17 protein-coding genes and 2 tRNA genes are annotated in these 17,849 nt (G+C 35.5%); 6 read left to right on the forward strand and 13 right to left on the reverse strand.

Annotation, left to right across the window (positions count from 1 at the left end; translation table 11 throughout):
- The first annotated feature begins 75 nt into the window (after positions 1-75).
- The gene (gene dnaA / locus HYD3684_RS00005) at positions 76-1,608 is read left to right on the forward strand and encodes a chromosomal replication initiator protein DnaA (RefSeq protein WP_237698602.1); all 1,533 of its coding nucleotides are present in this window, start codon (positions 76-78) and stop codon (positions 1,606-1,608) included.
- Here the strand turns inward: dnaA and HYD3684_RS00010 are convergent, their stop codons facing one another.
- On the reverse strand, positions 1,609-2,412 hold the full coding sequence (locus tag HYD3684_RS00010; RefSeq protein ID WP_015418656.1) for a sulfite exporter TauE/SafE family protein: 804 nt from the start codon (positions 2,410-2,412) through the stop codon (positions 1,609-1,611). It abuts the gene before it with no gap.
- Complete coding sequence (gene metG / locus HYD3684_RS00015; RefSeq protein WP_237698603.1) at positions 2,409-2,759, reverse strand: methionine--tRNA ligase subunit beta; 351 nt, start codon at positions 2,757-2,759, stop codon at positions 2,409-2,411. Before metG ends, HYD3684_RS00010 begins: the two co-directional genes overlap by 4 nt.
- 58 nt (positions 2,760-2,817) lie before the next feature.
- On the opposite strand from metG, the gene glgA reads away from it, so the two are divergent.
- The 3 genes from glgA to cdaA are packed head-to-tail and all read left to right on the forward strand — an operon-like array spanning position 2,818 to position 6,192.
- Positions 2,818-4,266, forward strand: coding sequence for a glycogen synthase GlgA (glgA, locus tag HYD3684_RS00020; protein WP_015418658.1), 1,449 nt, complete (start codon positions 2,818-2,820; stop codon positions 4,264-4,266).
- Positions 4,266-5,453, forward strand: a complete 1,188-nt coding sequence (gene folP / locus HYD3684_RS00025) for a dihydropteroate synthase (protein ID WP_015418659.1) — start codon at positions 4,266-4,268, stop codon at positions 5,451-5,453. The genes glgA and folP overlap by 1 nt, the downstream gene beginning before the upstream one ends.
- Entirely contained in the window at positions 5,446-6,192 is a 747-nt protein-coding gene (gene cdaA, locus HYD3684_RS00030; RefSeq protein ID WP_012513055.1) for a diadenylate cyclase CdaA, read from the forward strand. The genes folP and cdaA overlap by 8 nt, the downstream gene beginning before the upstream one ends.
- Positions 6,193-6,196: 4 nt before the next feature.
- On the opposite strand, the gene HYD3684_RS00035 is transcribed toward cdaA, so the two are convergent.
- The 7 genes from HYD3684_RS00035 to HYD3684_RS00065 form a co-directional block, all read right to left on the reverse strand.
- Complete coding sequence (locus HYD3684_RS00035) at positions 6,197-7,576, reverse strand: TolC family protein (RefSeq protein WP_015418660.1); 1,380 nt, start codon at positions 7,574-7,576, stop codon at positions 6,197-6,199.
- 1 nt (position 7,577) lies between these two features.
- The gene (locus HYD3684_RS00040; RefSeq protein WP_015418661.1) at positions 7,578-8,663 is read right to left on the reverse strand and encodes an HlyD family secretion protein; all 1,086 of its coding nucleotides are present in this window, start codon (positions 8,661-8,663) and stop codon (positions 7,578-7,580) included.
- A 23-nt stretch (positions 8,664-8,686) separates the two neighbouring features.
- On the reverse strand, positions 8,687-9,433 hold the full coding sequence (locus tag HYD3684_RS00045) for an ABC transporter ATP-binding protein (RefSeq protein ID WP_015418662.1): 747 nt from the start codon (positions 9,431-9,433) through the stop codon (positions 8,687-8,689).
- Positions 9,434-9,436: 3 nt separating this feature from the next.
- Complete coding sequence (locus HYD3684_RS00050) at positions 9,437-10,573, reverse strand: FtsX-like permease family protein (protein WP_174256043.1); 1,137 nt, start codon at positions 10,571-10,573, stop codon at positions 9,437-9,439.
- Between the two features lie 88 nt (positions 10,574-10,661).
- Positions 10,662-10,734: transfer RNA gene (locus HYD3684_RS00055), tRNA-Ala, on the reverse strand.
- A gap of 7 nt (positions 10,735-10,741) precedes the next feature.
- A tRNA-Pro gene (locus HYD3684_RS00060) sits at positions 10,742-10,814 on the reverse strand.
- A 130-nt stretch (positions 10,815-10,944) separates the two neighbouring features.
- The gene (locus HYD3684_RS00065; RefSeq protein ID WP_015418664.1) at positions 10,945-11,430 is read right to left on the reverse strand and encodes a septal ring lytic transglycosylase RlpA family protein; all 486 of its coding nucleotides are present in this window, start codon (positions 11,428-11,430) and stop codon (positions 10,945-10,947) included.
- 273 nt (positions 11,431-11,703) lie between these two features.
- Here HYD3684_RS00065 and phoU point away from each other — a divergent pair, with 273 nt between their 5' ends.
- On the forward strand, positions 11,704-12,366 hold the full coding sequence (gene phoU / locus HYD3684_RS00070) for a phosphate signaling complex protein PhoU (RefSeq protein ID WP_015418665.1): 663 nt from the start codon (positions 11,704-11,706) through the stop codon (positions 12,364-12,366).
- Positions 12,326-14,122 carry a HAMP domain-containing protein gene (locus tag HYD3684_RS00075; protein ID WP_015418666.1) on the forward strand — a complete coding sequence of 599 codons (1,797 nt, stop codon included), beginning with the start codon at positions 12,326-12,328 and terminating at the stop codon, positions 14,120-14,122. Before phoU ends, HYD3684_RS00075 begins: the two co-directional genes overlap by 41 nt.
- Here the strand turns inward: HYD3684_RS00075 and HYD3684_RS00080 are convergent.
- From HYD3684_RS00080 to HYD3684_RS00095, 4 genes are all read right to left on the reverse strand, one after another.
- Positions 14,109-15,983 (reverse strand): hypothetical protein, encoded by a 1,875-nt coding sequence (locus tag HYD3684_RS00080; RefSeq protein WP_015418667.1) that lies wholly within the window; start codon positions 15,981-15,983, stop codon positions 14,109-14,111. The two genes, HYD3684_RS00075 and HYD3684_RS00080, sit on opposite strands and share 14 nt — an antisense overlap.
- Before the next feature lie 3 nt (positions 15,984-15,986).
- A complete protein-coding gene (locus HYD3684_RS00085) occupies positions 15,987-16,907 on the reverse strand; it encodes a prepilin-type N-terminal cleavage/methylation domain-containing protein (RefSeq protein WP_237698604.1) in 921 nt (306 codons plus the stop codon).
- 22 nt (positions 16,908-16,929) lie between these two features.
- Positions 16,930-17,217 (reverse strand): hypothetical protein, encoded by a 288-nt coding sequence (locus tag HYD3684_RS00090; protein WP_238524027.1) that lies wholly within the window; start codon positions 17,215-17,217, stop codon positions 16,930-16,932.
- Positions 17,218-17,312: 95 nt separating this feature from the next.
- On the reverse strand, positions 17,313-17,843 hold the full coding sequence (locus HYD3684_RS00095) for a prepilin-type N-terminal cleavage/methylation domain-containing protein (protein WP_015418670.1): 531 nt from the start codon (positions 17,841-17,843) through the stop codon (positions 17,313-17,315).
- Positions 17,844-17,849 lie beyond the last annotated feature (6 nt).

Genomic DNA, 17,849 nt, shown 5'->3' on the forward strand with positions numbered 1-17,849 from the left:
AAAATATGAAAGGTATTGATAAGTTTCTATTTTTTCGTATTTTTAGCACTAATGAGGTTTATATACTTAAAACATATGAACAAGAACCTGAACCAATTTAAAAAAATAAAGGTAAATAGGAAAAGTGAATTTTTTGGTGTTTTAGGATTTTCAAATCAAAAAAATACCAATGAAGACTGTAAAGGCATATGGGACAATATACTTGTTGGTATAAGCAAAAAAATTGACAAACCTACAATGGCCCTTGTTAAAAGCTTAAAACCAGTAGCTATTGAAGGTGAAAGCCTCGTATTGGAATGCCCCACAGAGCAATCAAGAAACTGGATACATCAAACCCTTGGCAACATACTAAGAGATGAAGCTTATAAGAAAGGCTTCTCCATAAAGCTTGTGATAAAAGAGCAAGACAATCCTAATATAGACGTAAGTTATTCAACTTACAAAGATAGTGTTGATAGGCAAGCTGCCGTAGATAAAGCGTCTTTTAGCATATCTACACCTTCATACCCTAACGCTGAAACCAAGTTGAACCTTTCTGATGTAAAAAATAAAAGTGCTTTTAAAGAAGGTATATCTTCTAAGTATACGTTTGATAACTTTATAGTAGGTAAGCAAAACGAAGTGGCTTATAGGGCATCTTTAGAAGTGGCTACAGATGAAAATTCTATATATAATCCTCTTTTTATATACGGGAAAGTAGGAAGTGGCAAAACACATCTTTTACAGGCTATAGGCAACAAAGCTTACTCTCTTGGAAGAAGCGTTATATATACATCTATGAACGATTTTACAGAGGAGATGGTTTATTATTTAAAAGCTGGCAATATAATAAGCTTTAGAGAGAAATACAAAGGTGTAGATATCTTACTCATAGATGATATACAGTTTTTGTCTGGTAAAGAACGTACTCAGATGGAGCTTTTTAACATATTTAACTATCTTTTTCAATACAACAAGCATATAGTATTTGCGAGCGATAAGCATCCAAGGGACATAAAAGATATCTCCGAAAGGCTTGTAAGTAGGTTTGAAGGTGGTCTTTTGGTGGAAACCAGCATAGACGATCAAATAAAGCTTTCCATTATAAAGCAAAAAATCCAGATTTATGGACTAAATATAGACGAAAGACTTATATCCTATATAAAAGACAATACCACCAACAACGCTAGAGAGATTGAGGGTCTTGTGCTTCAGATAAAGGCAAAAGGTGTTTCTATATTAGAGGCCTACAAGTCTGCCACGGCCAACAACTCTGCCACGCACTACAAGTCTGCCACGGCTTACAAGTCTGCCACGATTACCAACACACCAAAAGAATTAAGTATAGACAAGATTAAAAAAACTGTAGCAAACTATTTTAACGTTAGTATGGATATTTTTAATAAAAGCTATAAAAACAAAAAATACGCTACAGCAAAACATATAGCTATCTTTTTATCAAGGGAGTTTACAGGCTTTTCTCTTGCTGAGATAGCAAAGGCTTTTAACATAAAGTCCCATTCAAGCGTTAACCATTCTATCAAAAAGATAGAAAAACAGATAAAAGAGGACAAAACGATTCAGTACTCTGTATCCTCTTTAAGAGAGATTATAAGAAAACTAGATTGATTATCTTATGTTTCTGTATATGATATATAAGCCTACAAGTATAACCGCTATAGCGTAAAAGGTTTTTAGTTTTTTTGCGTTTAATCTAGTTGCCAGTTTCACACCTAAGAACCCACCTAAAAAACCACCCACTAGATAACAGATGGCTATGAGAAAATCTACCTCGTGTTTTGTAGCATATACTATGGCGGTTGTTATACCAAACATACCTACCGATATCAAAGAGGTGCCAATGGCTTTTATAGTACTTAAGTTTGTGCTAAAAAGAAGTGCTGGTACTATCAAAAAACCACCGCCTATACCAAAAAAACCAGATAGAATACCCACAAAAAATCCGGACAAAGCTATTAAAAAAGGATTTCCTGCAATACCTTCTTTGTGAAACTCTTTCTTTTCTTTCGTAAACATTACGTAGAAAGCTATAGCTATCATCATAAAACCAAAAGCTATTAGTAGGTCCTTACCTTTTAAAGACGCTCCTACAAATGCCCCCAGAAAAGAGCCTATTATACCAGGAATTGCAAATATAAAGCCTTCTTTTATGCTGACGTTTCCATGTTTGAAATGAAATATAGAGTTAATAAATGCGTTTATACCTACTGCCAATGCCGTACTGCCTATAGCAAGATGTTTTACTGCGTCATCTTCTTCAGGATTTAGATTTTGATTGTCAAGTCCTACGAAGTAAAGTAGCAACGGTACCGCCAGTATAGAACCACCGCCTCCTATTAAAGAAAGTATAAGCCCTACAAATATACCAGATACAACCGAAAGTACGTATTGAATAAAAGTAATATGTATCATCTTGCAAACGTGCCGTCTTTTACATCTTTATCTGGTACTATCAAGGAGAAGTTCTCTCCATCGGACAGGGCTAATACCATACCCTGAGATTCAAAGCCCATCATTTTCCTCGGTTTTAAATTATATACCACAAGGATTTTTTTACCTACAAGCTCCTCTTTGTTGTAATGCTGTTTTATACCTGCTAATATTGTCCTTTTTTCGTCTCCTATCTTTACTTCCAATTTTAAAAGCTTATCGGATTTTGGCACTTCTTCCACATCTAAAACTTTGGCTAAAGCAAGCTTTACCTTTGAAAAATCTTCTATACTGATTAGTTCTTCGCTTGTGATCATTTTGTCTTCCATGTAAATATTATATAATTTTTTGTTTCTTAAAGGTGTTTTTATATGGTAAAATTAAAATATGAAAATATGCTTTGTGGCTTCTGAGTGCGAACCTCTGGTGAAGGTGGGTGGGCTGGGTGATGTGGTCCAGTCCTTGGCAAAAGAGCTTGTAAACCTAGGACATCAAGTTTCAGTGATACTTCCATTTTATAAGTCAATAAAAGCCCAAAATGTTCAATTCATCACACAGCATACGTTAAATTTAGGCGGTGTGTATTACGATTTTCATATATATAAAACTAATTTAGACAATGTAGATATATTTCTAATAGACCAAAAGACGTTTTTTGGAAGAGAATATGTTTATGGTACCCCAAAAGGCCCTTACGAGGATAATTATCTTAGGTTTGCCTTTTTCTCATTAGCCTCTTTGGAAACACTGTCTCATATTTGTCATATTCCAGATGTAATACACATACACGATTGGCATACAGCGTTGGTGGCTGTTTATAAAGATTTATATTTTAAGCATCTTGATGAGACTGCTGCGGTGCTTACTATACATAACATAGCTTTTCAGGGTATATTCCCAGGTCATATTTTGTCTCAGATAGGTATACCTTGGGAGCTCTTTAATCCAGAAGATTTAGAATTTTACAATCAGGTTAATTTTTTAAAAGGCGGTATAGTGCATTCTGATGTTATAACCACTGTAAGTAAAACACACGCTAAAGAAATTCAAACAAATATGGGGTTTGGCATTGAGGGTGTGCTGAGGGAGAAAAGATACGTTTTTGGGATTTTAAACGGAATAGATACCGAATCTTGGAATCCCGCCACAGATAAAAGTTTGTATCAAAACTACGATATTAATACCTTTAAAGAGGGCAAAGAAAAAAATAAAAAATATGTGAAAGAACTTTTTGGGCTTGAAACTCCTCATACAAGACCTTTGGCAGCATTTATAGCAAGGCTTGCAAAACAAAAAGGGCTTGATTTGATAGAAAAAGCAATAGACGATGCTGTAAAAATAGGTTACGATTTTATATTTTTAGGCTCTGGAGATTATTATTATCAGGGTAAAGTGCTTGATATGGTTAAAAGAAATATGGGTTATGTTGCAGCTAGGATAGAATATAACGATATTTTATCTAGAAAACTTTACGCTGGAGCTGATATTTTTCTGATGCCCTCTGAATACGAGCCTTGCGGTATAGGTCAGATGATTGCTATGAGATACGGAGCTATACCGATAGTGCATAAAACTGGTGGTTTAGCGGATACCGTTATAGATTATAACGAAGATAACGAGCACGGTACTGGTTTTTCTTTTGAAGATTACACCTACAAAGATTTTCTTTATACTATGGCAAGGGCTATGACAGTTTATCAGAAAAAATACATTCCAGAGTACAACGAGTGGTATAACATTGTCTCAAATGCCATGTCTCAGGATTTTTCTTGGAGAAGAAGCGTTCAAGAGTATATAAAAATTTATAAAACTGCAAAGCTTATAAAAATGCGCTGATGAAAATAACATTTTTAAACACATCAAAAGACGTCCATGTATACATAAAAAGAAATGTCCATTACAGTATTAAAACCGAAGAACTATCTAAAATAGTGCCATCTTATGCTATAAAGTTTGAGGGCTTTTTAGAGAAAAATGTGCTAGAAAATGCTGCTCGTTTTGGTGTATTTTGCCACAATCAGGGGAAATATGCATTTATCATAGGAAATAAGTTTGGTATTTTTGAGCTTTTAAAAGCCACAAAACCAAAAATAGCTCAAGAACTTATAAAGCATATCACTAATTTTGACAAAGAGCACCGCTACAACATATCTTACAACACAAAAGTTTTGCACCTTTCAGACATAAGGCCACTTGTAATGGGAGTTATAAATATAACCAAAGATTCCTTTTATGCACCTTCAAGAGTAGATGAGAAAGATATACTTTTTAGAGTAGAAGAGTTTATAAAAGAGGGTGCAAATATAATAGATATAGGAGCTCAATCTACTAGACCTGGAGCAGAGGAAATATCTTCTGAGGAAGAGGTTCGTAAGCTTTTAGAACCCTTAAGAAAGATAAGAAAAGAGTTTAAAAATGTTTGGATATCCATAGATACGTATTTTTCCAATACTGCTAGAGTATGCCTTGAAGAAGGGGCAGATATTATAAACGACATAAGCGGTGGAGTTTTTGACGATAATATGCTAAAAACTATAGCTGTTTATAACTGCCCTTACATCATAGGACATTCCTCTTCGTACAAACCAAACCAGTGGCCTCATACAGATTTTGAGTATGAGGATATAACCCTTGAAATTATAAATCATTTTAAAAGCCAAGAGACAAAGCTTTTAGAACTTGGGTATAATCTATTTAACGGAATAATCATAGACCCGTGTATAGGCTTTGCCAAAAAACCTATGCACAACTTAGAGATTTTAAATCAGATAGAGGCTTTTAGAAGCCTTGATAGGCCAATTCTTATAGGTACTTCAAGAAAATCTTTTATAGGTATAGTGATAAAAGAGTTTTTACAAAAAGAGTCTATACCAGCCCCGGAGCAAAGGCTTGTAGGAAGTCTTGGGTCTATAGCACAAAGTATTATAAAAAACGCTTGCCATATTGTAAGAACGCACGATGTAGCCGCTACTAAGGAGTTTATAGCGCTTTTAGATGCAATAAGGAATTATCACTATGCTTGAGATACTGCATTTTATCACCCTTAAAGATATTATAGATATAGCTTTGGTATATTTTCTCGTATACGAAGTCATATATTACATGGCAAAATCAAGGGGAGGTCAAATACTAAAGGGTGTAATTGTAATAGCTCTTATTTGGATGCTATCTGAAGCCTTGGGTCTTAAGACTATGTCTTTTATCTTTGAAAAACTTTGGACCTTAGGCATAGTGGTACTTGTTATAATATTCCAACCGGAGATAAGAAGAGCATTATCAAGACTTGGTGAGAGAACCAGCATACAAAAAAATTCTCAAGCCACCCAAAAGGTAATAGAACGTATAGCAATGGCTTGCTCTTTTTTATCCCAAAGACAAATAGGGGCTCTCATTGTCATAGAAAGAAGCCAAAGCTTAGAAGATATCATAGATGGTTGTTCTTATATAGATGCAACTGTATCAGTAGAGCTTCTTATAACGATATTTTATCCTATGACACCTTTGCATGATGGTGCTGTTGTAATAAAAGAAGATAAAATATTGTACGCTTCTTGCGTATTGCCATTGTCTAAAAATAAAGACCTTCCCAAAAAATACGGTACAAGGCATAGGGCTGCGGTTGGTATCACCGAAGAATCAGATGCTTTAGCGGTGGTGGTATCAGAAGAAACCGGTGATATATCCTTTATAAAAGCCGGTGTGATAACGAAGATGGAAAGCCCTGACATGTTAAAAGAGTACTTAGAAAAAGAGTTAAGCTGATTTCTTAATACCCCAATACGTTGTATAAAGACGATATATCTTGTATAAGTTTTAGTTTCTGATCTAAAAGGGCTTTTTTAGATTCAATTAGATTTGTTCTATAATTGAGTAGATTGCTGTAAGGAGTAAGTCCTGCTTTGTAATTTGCGAGCGCTATGCGGTATTGATCCAGCGTTGTTTGATATGTCTTTTTTAGGCTTTTATAATTAATATCATCTGTTTTGTATTGGGCGATGGCATCGTCCACTTCCTTAAAAGCGTTTAAAACAGTTTGTCTATAGTTTAATATGCTTTGAGCCAAAGCTACTTTTGACGCTTTGTATAAACCTAAGTTTTGATTCCAGTTTAGTATAGGTTCTATAATGTTTAGGCCAAAATTCCAAGATATGCTTGGCTGGGTCACGAGGTTATTTAGCTGCTGGGATTGAAAGCCGTAGCTACCAGTGAGGTCAAAAGATGGAAAGAAGTTTGCTAAAGCCACTTTCTTTTGATAAGCGCTTGATATTACGTTATACATAGCCTCCTTGACGTCTGGTCTTGTAATGAGCACTGTGGAGGGTATTGCTTTTGGTATGGCAAAATCCTTTGGCAACGTACCGTATATAGAAAATTTAAAGTCTTCTGGATATTCTCCCAAAAGATAAGCAAAGGCATTTACCAACACTTTTCTTTGAGCTTTATAGGTTTCTAACGTTTGTTCTAAATTTAGCAATGAGCTTTTAGCTTGGTCTACACTTTGATAAGATGTAAGCCCTGCTTTGTAATTTGTTTTTGCTAACTCTAAGTTTTTCTTTGCTATATTTATTTCTTTTTCTAAAAGCTTTATATAATGGGCGTTTTCTACTATTTGATAGTAGTTGTTTACTGTATTCATGATAAGGGCGTTTTTGATGGCTTTGGCTTCTTCTTTTGTTATTTTTACATTTTCCTTATAGTATCTATAGGCGTTTAGAGCTTTTGCAAAAAGATCTATCTCATAAGAGGCGCTTACGGAAAGGTTATAGGTGGTATAGGGCGCTATACTGAAAAATTTTCCAGTAGGTGTGCGCCTGGATAGTTGTTGTTTGGTACCAGAGGCGTTTAGATTAAAACTTGGAAAAAGCACAGATGAGTTTTCAAGCACATAAGCTTTTGATAGTTCTATATTTTTAAGAGCTATAAGGTAATTTGGATTGTTCTTTAGAGCCAAATCTACATAGTAATCAAGGGTTTTATCGTTGAAGGTTTTCCACCAATCTTTTAGATTGGTATTTAGTTCTTGGTTTGGTAGCTTTTCTTTAAAAGCGCTTGGATATTTTATAGATACATTTGTTGGTTTTGCGTAAAAAGCACAAGAGTTTAATATCAAAGCTCCTATACCGATAACAACTATAGCCTTTCTCATATTATTTGCCCTCTAAATATATGTCTACCAATTGGCCAGGGTAGAGGTTTACGTTTTTAGGCTTTTTAAATCTAAATATTACAGGTAGAACTCTTACGTCCACTCTTTCTAGTAGCTCATCCGATAGTTCTATCTTAGGTGTTACATAAGGTTCTACCGCTACAAATTTAAGTGGCACAGATACATTGGTACCTCTTATAAACATAACGGCCTTTAAATCTTTTATAGGTGGTAGTTTTGTAAGGAGTATCTCATCTATAAACGCTCTAACTTGAAGCTCTCCATTGGAGCTTTGGCCAAGCCTTACAGGTGTAACGTAAGCATGTGTATAAGTATAATAAACACCAGAAGGTGATACATAGTCCCCTTTTTCCACGTTTAGCTCTAAAACAGTTCCAGATACCGGCGCTTTTACCGTATATCTTTTTAAAAGCTCTAAAGCACTTTGGTAAGCATGTTTATCGGCTTTGTAAAGTTGATACTGGGTTTTTATATCGTAACTCCAAGCTCCTGCTTTTGTTAGTTCATAGTTTTTAATAGCTACTTTAAGATTTTCTTTTGCTTCTTTTAAAGCGTTTTTTGCATTGTCTAAATCTTGCTTTGATACAGATTTTGGGTTTAGTTTATAAGAGTTTAAAAGCTTTTCATAGTTTGACTGAGCATAAGCAAGCTGGGCTTTGGCATAATCTACTTGAGCTTTTGAAACTGCCAAAACTTGGGGTCTTGGTTCGTGTAAAAGCTCTTGATATTTTGTATAGTCTGCTTGCATTTGATGGTAAAGCTGTTTGACCGTTTGGGCTTGTACGCTGTCATCCACTTGGAAAAGAGGTTGTCCTTTTTGCACAAACTCACCGTATTTTACAAAAACCTTTGTTACATTTCCAGATACCTCAGGGTATATATTTATGCTCTCCCCGCTATCTTGCACTGGTTCTACTATACCGTTTGCATAAACGCCATTTGTAAAAGGGTCTTTTGTCATAGCTATAGGTGGTGGTGGTTTTGGAGCCGATCCGTATATGTGAGCGCTTATAATACCTGCTATGATACCAAGAATGGCTAACGCTGTGAGGATTTTAACCTTCATATTCTACCTCCTCTAAAAAACCATTAAAAAATTTCATTTATAGAAATCTCCTTCAACATGCCATCTTCCATGTGCACTATCCTTGTAGCATCTTCAAATATCCTGTTGTCGTGGGTTATAACTATTATGGTTCTGTTTTCATTTAACATCCGTTCTTTTATAAGCTTTATAACCTTTTTACCAGTATCCCCGTCCAAAGCGGCTGTAGGCTCGTCTAAAGCCAATATGGCTGGTTCTGTGGATAGAGCCCTTGCTATGGCTACCCTCTGTTGCTCACCGCCAGACATTTTATAGGCTGGAAGCTCGTACTTTTGCTCTGGAAGTTGCGCCATCTTTAGCTTTTCTCTTGCTATTTCTAAGGCTTTGTTCCAACTGTATCCTTTTAGGACAAGCGGTATCCCTGCGTTTTCCACAGCTGTAAGCCTTGGGAAAAGATGGTAATCTTGGAATACAAATCCTATATGATCTAGTCTAAATCTTGCCAAATCGTCTGTGCTAAGTGAAAATATGTCTATACTTTTATCTTTGTTTTCTTTAGATAAACCATAGTATATTACTTTTCCGGAGTCTGGTCTTAAAACTCCAGATATCAAACTAAGAAACGTTGTTTTACCAGAACCAGTGGGTCCTACTATGTAAAGCATCTCACCGTAATATATCTCTAAGCTAACGTTTTTTACCGCACAGGTTTTTGCTTCTCCTGTTCCAAAGCACTTTGTGAGGTTTTCAACTTTTATAGACAACCTTTTAGGATTTTTGTTTTCTGGCATTAGTTATCCTCTAAATACATCAAAAGCTTCTATCTTTAGTACTTTTCTTATACCTAAAAAGCTTGCAAAAGCCACAATAAAAATGACCATAATGAAAGCTCCTAGCATGTTACCATAGCTTATCATAGCTGCGTAGTTTGGCAATTTTAGGTGCCCAAAGGCTATAAACGATGATGCTAAAAGTACGCCAACTCCGTACCCTATCAGGCCCACTAAAACAGCCTGAAGAATAATTATAAACACAAGCTCTTTTCTGGTGGCTCCTATAGCTTTTAAGGCGCCAAACTTTTCAAGATTTTCTAAAACAAACGTATAAAATGTCTGCCCTGCTATAGAAAGCCCTACTATGAAGCTCACTAGTGTCATTATAAGCACGTTTGTACCAAAACCGGTTTTAAACATGTAAAAATTTGCATTTACTTTTGTAAACTCTTTTGATGTTAGGGCTCTATAACCAAGCTTAGCTATTTCTTTTTTAATCTGTGGTATGTATTTGGGGCTTTTAAGCTTAATAAGAACATAAGATATCGTAAATCTTGTGTTGGGTAAATCTTCTGTAGCCCTTGTATAGGTGGTATATAAGGTTGGATTTCCAAAAAGCCCAGACATAGCAGTTTTGGCAAAACCTACTATTACCCCTTTATGATCGTTTATTTCAAAGGTAGAACCTATATGAACGTTTCCAAGTTTTTTTAAATCTGGATCTTTTATAGCTATAAAAGCGTAGCTTGAGTATATATCGTTTATATTCCCTTGAATCATGATTGGTCTACCCATTAAAGAAACATCGTCAAGACCTACTATATCCACAGCTTGATATTTTCCGTTTGGTAGTTTTACGGTGCCAGCTCCAAAGTATATTGGAGCGGCGTAAAGAACCCCAGGTAAGCTCCTTGCATAATCAAGCACGTAATCTGGAAGAGGTATGTTTTCTTTTGAATTATCTACACTTCTATCCATCACCCACATATCGGCATCTGTATTGTATATGCTGGAACCAGATTTTGCTATAACACCAAAAAAAATGGATGTCATTTGGAGCATCAAAAACACAGCAAAACTAACACCAAGTATGAGTGTGAAAAACTTGCCGCCATCTCCGGTTAAAAGTTTTATAGCTATGGTACCAAGACCCCTTATATTCATACTGATATTATATCAAGTAGTTGATGTTTTTCTATGATATATGACTGACGATTCAGTTTTCCTATGTCAAAAGCCTAAAAAATGGAGATGAGGGGAGTTGAACCCCCGGCCTATGCCTTGCGATGGCATCGCTCTCCCACCTGAGCTACATCCCCTACAGAGTCGGGGTGACAGGACTTGAACCTGCGGCCCCAGGCTCCCGAAGCCTGTGCTCTACCACCTGAGCTACACCCCGTACCGTATTAATTATAAGCTATTTTGTGCTAATACATTTAACATATCTAATGTGCTTTCTGAGATGGTATGTAATGCAAACAAATTCAATCCCTCTAATAAATAGAGGGATCGTACTAGAAGCTATTAGCTTACGAATTCCTGGATGTCCTTATAATATCTTTTATTATATCTACGTTTTTATCGTAAGCGTAAGAGCAACTAAGAGGCATCACTCTTACTCTTGCTACCCCTTGAGCTAATATACCTAGGGCTTTTGCTGCTCCGTAAGAAAGATCTAACGCTCTTCCTCTTACAAATGGGCCTCTGTCTACTATTTTGACTACCACAGATCTGTGGTTTCTTGGATTTTCTATAAAAAGCATCGTACCAAAAGGAAGAGTTTTGGAAGCTGCAAAGTAAAGATTGTGGTTATAGACCCCACCGTTGGCGGTGTAAATGCGTCTTGCGTGCCCATACCATGACACGTAAACAGATTTAGAATAGCAGTCCCTTTGGACTGTATTAGCTTTTGCTTCTGAGCCTACGCCAAGAATCAGGAAAGCGCTAAACACTAGCGCTATGTGTTTCCTCATTCTTGGGAGTAAGCTCATGAGAATACCCAAACGGTTTCTCATGATAACTACCTCCTAAATAAAATTTTTCATTGCTAATTCATGGGTATAAGGTTAGCACAATTTGTTTTCTTTTGTCAAGCACAAGCTTTCAAATATTTATTTAAGTCTTTGTTAAAACTTAATTTTTTATCTTATTATTATACACATTTTACACTATACCTAAACATATATTCAACTATATGTTGTTTGGTTAATGTTTGAATGTTTGTTTTGTTAAAAGCTAAATACAAAAAATTAACGAAATCTTAACAAAAATATTATAATATTTAATGTATGAAGTTTTTTGAAGAATTAGAAGAGACAAAAAAAGAGCTTATAAAGATGGCTTCTATGGTGCAAACTGCCATAGAAAAGGCGATGAAGTCGCTTCTTGATCAAAACGTAGATTTAGCCGAAGAAGTGATAAAGGGAGACGACGATATAGACGCTATGGAAGTTAAAATAGAACAAGATTGCATAAGGATGGTAGCCCTTTATCAGCCAGAGGCTAGCGATCTTAGGTTTGTAATGGGGGTGTATAAAATTGTATCGGATCTTGAGCGTATGGCGGATGAAGCAGAAAATGTAGCTCAAAGATCTATACTTTTATCTCAAGAGCCACCTTTAAAACCTTACATAAACCTTACTATGATGTCTGATATAGCAAAAGAAATGGTGAGCGATAGTGTTATAAGCTTTTTACAAAAAGATATAGAGTTAGCCAAGAAAGTCATTCAAAGGGACGATATGGTAGACGAGCTTTATCATCAGCTTGAAAGAGAGCTTATCACATATGTTATGGAAGATCAGCGCAATATAAAAAGGGCTATATCTTTGGAGATGGTTGCAAGACATTTTGAAAGGATAGCTGACCATGCTGAAAACGTAGCGGAGATGGCTATATATCTGGTGCAAGGTGAGATGGTTAAACATAAACACATTCAAGAAAAAAGTTAATTTAGTTTTAGGGCTTTTAGTATTATTAATAGTCTTAGCTTCAAATATAGGTTTTGTACTAAGTTTAAAACATAACCCCTCCATAAATATATACGCTTTTCTTGCTATCATCAATATAAACCTTTTTGCCCTTTTACTGGCTACAGTTATTATTTTTAGAAAATTTATAAAACTATATTACGAAACCAAGAAAAAAACCTTACGTACCAAGATAACCACCATAATACTCCTTTATATGTTTTTACCAATATCTCTTATGATGTTTGCATCAAGCTTTGTGATAGTAGAAAGCGTTAAAACCTTTATAAGCGATAAAACAAAGCTTGTTTTAAGAACTTCTATAAAACTTTCCAAAGAGATTGAACAAAGCCAATATGAAAAAGCTATCCTTTATAGAAATTTTTTGAGTAGGTTGATTTTCTATGAAGACCCTTATTCTCTTGTAAATCATTTTGATATAAGGGCTGTACACGAAGTATCTGATTGCGACAATCCCATTGTAGAAAATCAAAAATCTTACAGCATATGTATAATGAAAGGAGATAAAGCTTACGTTTTTGTGGTAGGCAAAGATGCAAAACTTGAAAAATCTTCAAAAGCCTTAAACCGCTTTGCAAAAGAGTTTATTGTGCTTGTAAAAACAAGAGACATACTAAATGGAAACTACGTTGCTTTTATCGTGATATTGGCTCTTATGGTGGTGCTTTTTACCGTTTGGTTTGGGATATTTTTAGCCCGTCATATATCAGAGCCCATTGAAGAACTATCGGAAGCTGCTAAGACTTTGGCAAAAGGTGATCTTGATACAAAACTACCAACCCCACGAACCAACGACGAGCTCTCAGAACTAATACAAGCTTTTCAATATATGAAAGAAAATCTTAAAAAGCTCTATCAAGACCTTATAAAAGAAAAAGACCAACTTAACAAACTCCTTGACAATATACCGATAGGCGTAGCTTACGTAGACAAAGACTACAATGTAATAAGAGTAAACAAAGCCTTTTTGGATATGTTTGGAAACACCGATATTAAAAATTTAGATTTTAAAGATAAAAACATAAGACAAGATATAATAGAACTCTCAGAAAACGAAAAAATCTTTATCTTTGAAGATGTAAGCCCTATGGTAAACGCCCAAAGGCTTTCTGTTTGGAAAGAAACCGCCCAAAGAGTAGCCCACGAGCTAAAAAACCCCCTTACCCCCATAAAACTAAACATAGAAAGGCTTCTTAGAATATCAAAAAATCATCCTGAAAAACTCCAAGATACCATAAACGCCGTAGGAGATATAGTCCTAAAAGAAATAGACAAAATACTAAAACTCTTGCAAGATTTTAAAGACTTTTCAAATATAGATATACTTGATAAATCTACTCAATCTATAAAAGATGCCATCTTAGAAGCAATAGAGCTTTACAAACCCTACAGCGTAGATTTTGAAATAACAGGAGACAACATTTTAGAGTTTGACAAGGAAAAGATAAAGATCGTGTTTATGAACCTCATCCAAAACAGCATAGAATCTAAAAGCACCAAGATAAAAATAGAGATAAAACCAAAGGAGATCCTATATCAAGACAACGGGGAGGGTATAAAAGAAATATCCAAAATCTTCTTGCCTTATTATTCTAGTAAACCTACTGGCACAGGTCTTGGCCTTAGCATCGTAAAAGCCATCATACAAAAACATGGCTGGGATATAAAAGCTCTTCCTTCAAGTGCTGGGGCTTTGTTTGTAATCAGTACGCCGTAAGCTCTGTCTGTATCATCTGCGTGTAAGGTTGCGGGTTGTCCTGGACACATTGGACAGGTTGCACAAACCAAAACTCGTTACTAAGTGCATTTATGGCGCTTTTATTAAATTGAAAGTTTGTATTGTTGTCAAATTGTATATTTAAAGAAAGATTAGGAGGGAAGTTTCTTACAAGAAAACCATTCACTGATGCCTCATAATAGCGAGAAATATAATTCACATCTTCTCCAAAGTATATACCAGAAAAGCTTTCACTAGAACCTAGCACTACGGAATTGTTGTTTATCAGTAAAGAAGGGGCTAAGTTGTTGTTTATATCGTTGCCAAAATATACATTTTCAGAAGTTTGCTCTTGATAGTAAGGATAGTCAGGATAGTAAGTCCAACCGCATTGGTAAATATTGTTTTGGCAATCTTGTATAGATTGCAAGTTATTTGTAGGAGGCAAATTCGCTGGAAAAGAGTCAGAATAAATGTATGCTAGGCTATTAGCAAAGTAGTTGTTGGAAGAGTCATTAAAAATAATCTCTCTTACAAATAGATCTGTATTTGATGTATATAAATCTACAGTATAATAGCCATTTTGAGCTTCGTTATCCCCAACAAGACCTATTTGCGGTTTATTGTTGCCTTCGCTTGAGTTGTCATACCCTTGTATTATTATATCGTTTTGTAAATAACAGTATGGATTACCATCGTTTTGATTTGTGTATGTAGTATATGGTACACCATTGTTTAATTGTACATTTCCATTATAAGAGTATGTTATGTTGTTATCAGTGATTAGCCTTGTATTAAAAAGCCCGTCGCTTATTGTAATTGGTTGGTTTGTGTATATGGTTAGGTTGTAATTTGGTATATTGTAGTTGTTTTGGCTAGTTGGAGTGTTTCCATTTACATTTTCTAGTATCGTGCCACTGGCATTATTTCCATTATTTCTTCTAATAATATATATTGTATATTGAACTCCAGATGGCAATGTCCCGTATATATCAACTCCTCGTCGCTTTATATAACAAGAACCACTACTTGTTAAATTACCAAGGTTTAAATTATTATTGTAGTCTATATGACAAGGAGTTGGTGTGGGTGGTGTATAAAGATTGTTTTCAACGGTATTTGTAAGCACCACTTGATTATATTGGTCTATGTAAAAATCTTTTATGTTTGTATTTGGATCAGTGGCAAACGTATCTTCTAAAGCGTTGTTGAGTCCATAGCTGCAATTTGAATCTCTTTGTGAGTTTTCGCAATTTACGTTGAAAAACAAAGGCGTTAGATCTATAAATTTAACACCGTTTATAATAGCTGGGTTTCCAAATATATTTTGGCTACCATTGTCTACTTGACAGCTGTATGTTTGAGCTCCATTTAGGTTTATACTACCAGAGGTTATAAAAGCAGGTACATAACAAGAGTTTGCTTTATCACACCCAGATAGCCTGCCTCCATTGTAGCTTGCATTTACCCCACCTCTTACAGTGTATAAGCCTATCCCATAATAATATTGAATAATGGCAGTCTTTACCACTTTGGCGTTTCCAACCTGTCCAGTGGATTTTACAAAGCATACGTTTGAACTTCTTTGTATCTGTGTAGAATAAGTAGCTAATCCATCACTACCATTGTTTGTGGTATTATAGCAAAAACCATTTGCCTGTATGCTATTTACTGCCTGAAGAAGTCCATACTCAGCAGCTTTATCAGCCAATTCGTACTTAGCGTTTGCACCTGTTAGTTTGTTGTCTATTAGGCTTATATACATAGCGGTAGCACCAATAAGAGATATTATAAGGGTAAGCCCAAGTACTGTAATCAAAGAAAAACCTTTGGAGCTTTTAAGTTTTAAATTTACTAACATAACTTATCTCCCAAATATTCTATCCATGGTTATAAGTTTTCCGTCCTTACCGCGAAAGCTAATCCTAACTTTTACATAACCATCATTATATGGATCGTTTATAACCTGAAATGTGTTTACTGGCATGAGAGCATATGGTCCTTTGTTGTTTCCACATGGAGATTGATCTGTGGTTTGGGCATAAAGCCACAGCTTACCATCCTGAGGGTTTGTTTGGCAATATAGATGTATTAAAGACGGGGCTCTTATGAGGAGATCTCCATCTTGAAGCTGTGGAGTAGAGGTAGGGCCATTTTGTATATAAACTTTTCCATTTAAAGCGTTAACTGTTCTTGACATATTTGCATTTGATAAACCATTAGAACTTATACAATCTAAGTTGTTTTGAGATAAACCACTTATTTGGAAAAATAATACGGTATTTTGATTTTGATAATCCCTAAACCAAATACCGCCTCTTTTAATAAGGTAACAATTGTTGTTTGAAGCATCGCTTAGCCTACAGCTCATTACGGCTACTGTGGAAGAAGATGAAACCTTTGATACAAAACCTTCACCTCCCATAGTTCCGTAAAAATAAACATCGTCACAGCTTGGATATGTTTGATTTTGTTGATACGTTATGCATATTGAGCTTGGTGGCGGAAAATCAAAGTTTCCGTTTGAATCTTGACAAGGTCTTACCACTGTGCAATTGTTTGCACCTGTTGGATCGTTGCAGGGTACACCAGCTCCCCATCTATCAAAAAACCATTGTAACTGTGTCATGCCGTTATCTATATAATCTTTTGCATTTTGAATACCTTCAGTTTGGCCAAATACTTTGTTGCTTGTAGCGTACAAAAATCCCATTGCGCTTAGTATTATAGCGCTTATAAATATTGCCACCAAAAGCTCTGTAATTGTTAAACCTTTGTTTTCCATATCAGGACACTCCATTACTAGTTTATGAGCCAAAATTACAAGCATCGTCTTGTATAGAGAAGCTATAGCTTTGATAAGTGGCTATTGATGTTACGGTAGAGCATGCGCTTTGTCCAGATCCTATGAATGGCGGTGGATTGTTTGGAGGGTTACCAACTACATTTACATTTACCAATAAGCCACCGCAGGTAAGAGATAAGCTAGTGACGCTTGGATTCATAAGCTTAGCTTCAAGGCCAGAAGTAGCACTTTGTATTAGACAAGTATATACATAATTATTTTTTGTCATAGCAGCGTATGAGGTAATCATACCATATATTATATAGATTGCTAAAGCGGTTATAGCTACGGTTACCAATGCCTCCACAATGGTGAAGCCCTTGCTTTTGTAAATTTTAGCTTTATCTACATTGCGGGACATGACGCACATGGTCCGCCTCCTTTTTGTACAAACAGTGCTCCGAATTGGCCTATACATATTTCGTAATAATTGTTGGTGGTTTTGTTGTATAGGCAGTAATACCCTGGTGCATAAACAGCAAAACCCCTTGGATCTAATATTGTATTTGCTCCACTTAATATATAGTTTGCATTTTGTATATTTATAGTTTCTAATGGTGTACCACTGCAAGCAGCGGTTAAATCTGATGGATAGTTATTTCCTATATTGTTTACAATTAAAGTATTTCCTTGTTGGCATATGCCCACATAAAAACTATTTTCCATAGCTTGGGCTTTAGCCTGTTTTACGGTATACTCTATTCTGTAAGCATACTCTTGAAACTTGTATATGTTGTAGAAGTACTGGAAGTTCATTATAGCCACAGCAGATATTATAAGTATTATCGCAATTACAGCAATGGCCTCTATAATAGTAAATCCATTTTTATCTTGCGAACCGTGGTAGCAAACCCCATATTCATCATATTTACTCATAATAAA

It is taken from the genome of Hydrogenobaculum sp. 3684, assembly GCF_000213785.1.
Lineage (GTDB): Bacteria > Aquificota > Aquificia > Aquificales > Aquificaceae > Hydrogenobaculum.

What these genes read in the sequence shown, in the direction of transcription:
- cdaA (WP_012513055.1), top strand. Translation starts at nt 5,446, where the DNA reads ATGCTTGAGATACTGCATTTTATCACCCTTAAAGATATTATAGATATA.
- HYD3684_RS00035 (WP_015418660.1), bottom strand. Translation starts at nt 7,576, where the DNA reads ATGAGAAAGGCTATAGTTGTTATCGGTATAGGAGCTTTGATATTAAAC.
- dnaA (WP_237698602.1), top strand. Translation starts at nt 76, where the DNA reads ATGAACAAGAACCTGAACCAATTTAAAAAAATAAAGGTAAATAGGAAA.
- metG (WP_237698603.1), bottom strand. Translation starts at nt 2,759, where the DNA reads ATGGAAGACAAAATGATCACAAGCGAAGAACTAATCAGTATAGAAGAT.
- HYD3684_RS00065 (WP_015418664.1), bottom strand. Translation starts at nt 11,430, where the DNA reads ATGAGAAACCGTTTGGGTATTCTCATGAGCTTACTCCCAAGAATGAGG.
- folP (WP_015418659.1), top strand. Translation starts at nt 4,266, where the DNA reads ATGAAAATAACATTTTTAAACACATCAAAAGACGTCCATGTATACATA.
- HYD3684_RS00045 (WP_015418662.1), bottom strand. Translation starts at nt 9,433, where the DNA reads ATGCCAGAAAACAAAAATCCTAAAAGGTTGTCTATAAAAGTTGAAAAC.
- HYD3684_RS00095 (WP_015418670.1), bottom strand. Translation starts at nt 17,843, where the DNA reads ATGAGTAAATATGATGAATATGGGGTTTGCTACCACGGTTCGCAAGAT.
- HYD3684_RS00090 (WP_238524027.1), bottom strand. Translation starts at nt 17,217, where the DNA reads ATGATTACCTCATACGCTGCTATGACAAAAAATAATTATGTATATACT.
- HYD3684_RS00040 (WP_015418661.1), bottom strand. Translation starts at nt 8,663, where the DNA reads ATGAAGGTTAAAATCCTCACAGCGTTAGCCATTCTTGGTATCATAGCA.
- HYD3684_RS00010 (WP_015418656.1), bottom strand. Translation starts at nt 2,412, where the DNA reads ATGATACATATTACTTTTATTCAATACGTACTTTCGGTTGTATCTGGT.
- HYD3684_RS00085 (WP_237698604.1), bottom strand. Translation starts at nt 16,907, where the DNA reads ATGGAAAACAAAGGTTTAACAATTACAGAGCTTTTGGTGGCAATATTT.
- glgA (WP_015418658.1), top strand. Translation starts at nt 2,818, where the DNA reads ATGAAAATATGCTTTGTGGCTTCTGAGTGCGAACCTCTGGTGAAGGTG.
- HYD3684_RS00080 (WP_015418667.1), bottom strand. Translation starts at nt 15,983, where the DNA reads ATGTTAGTAAATTTAAAACTTAAAAGCTCCAAAGGTTTTTCTTTGATT.
- phoU (WP_015418665.1), top strand. Translation starts at nt 11,704, where the DNA reads ATGAAGTTTTTTGAAGAATTAGAAGAGACAAAAAAAGAGCTTATAAAG.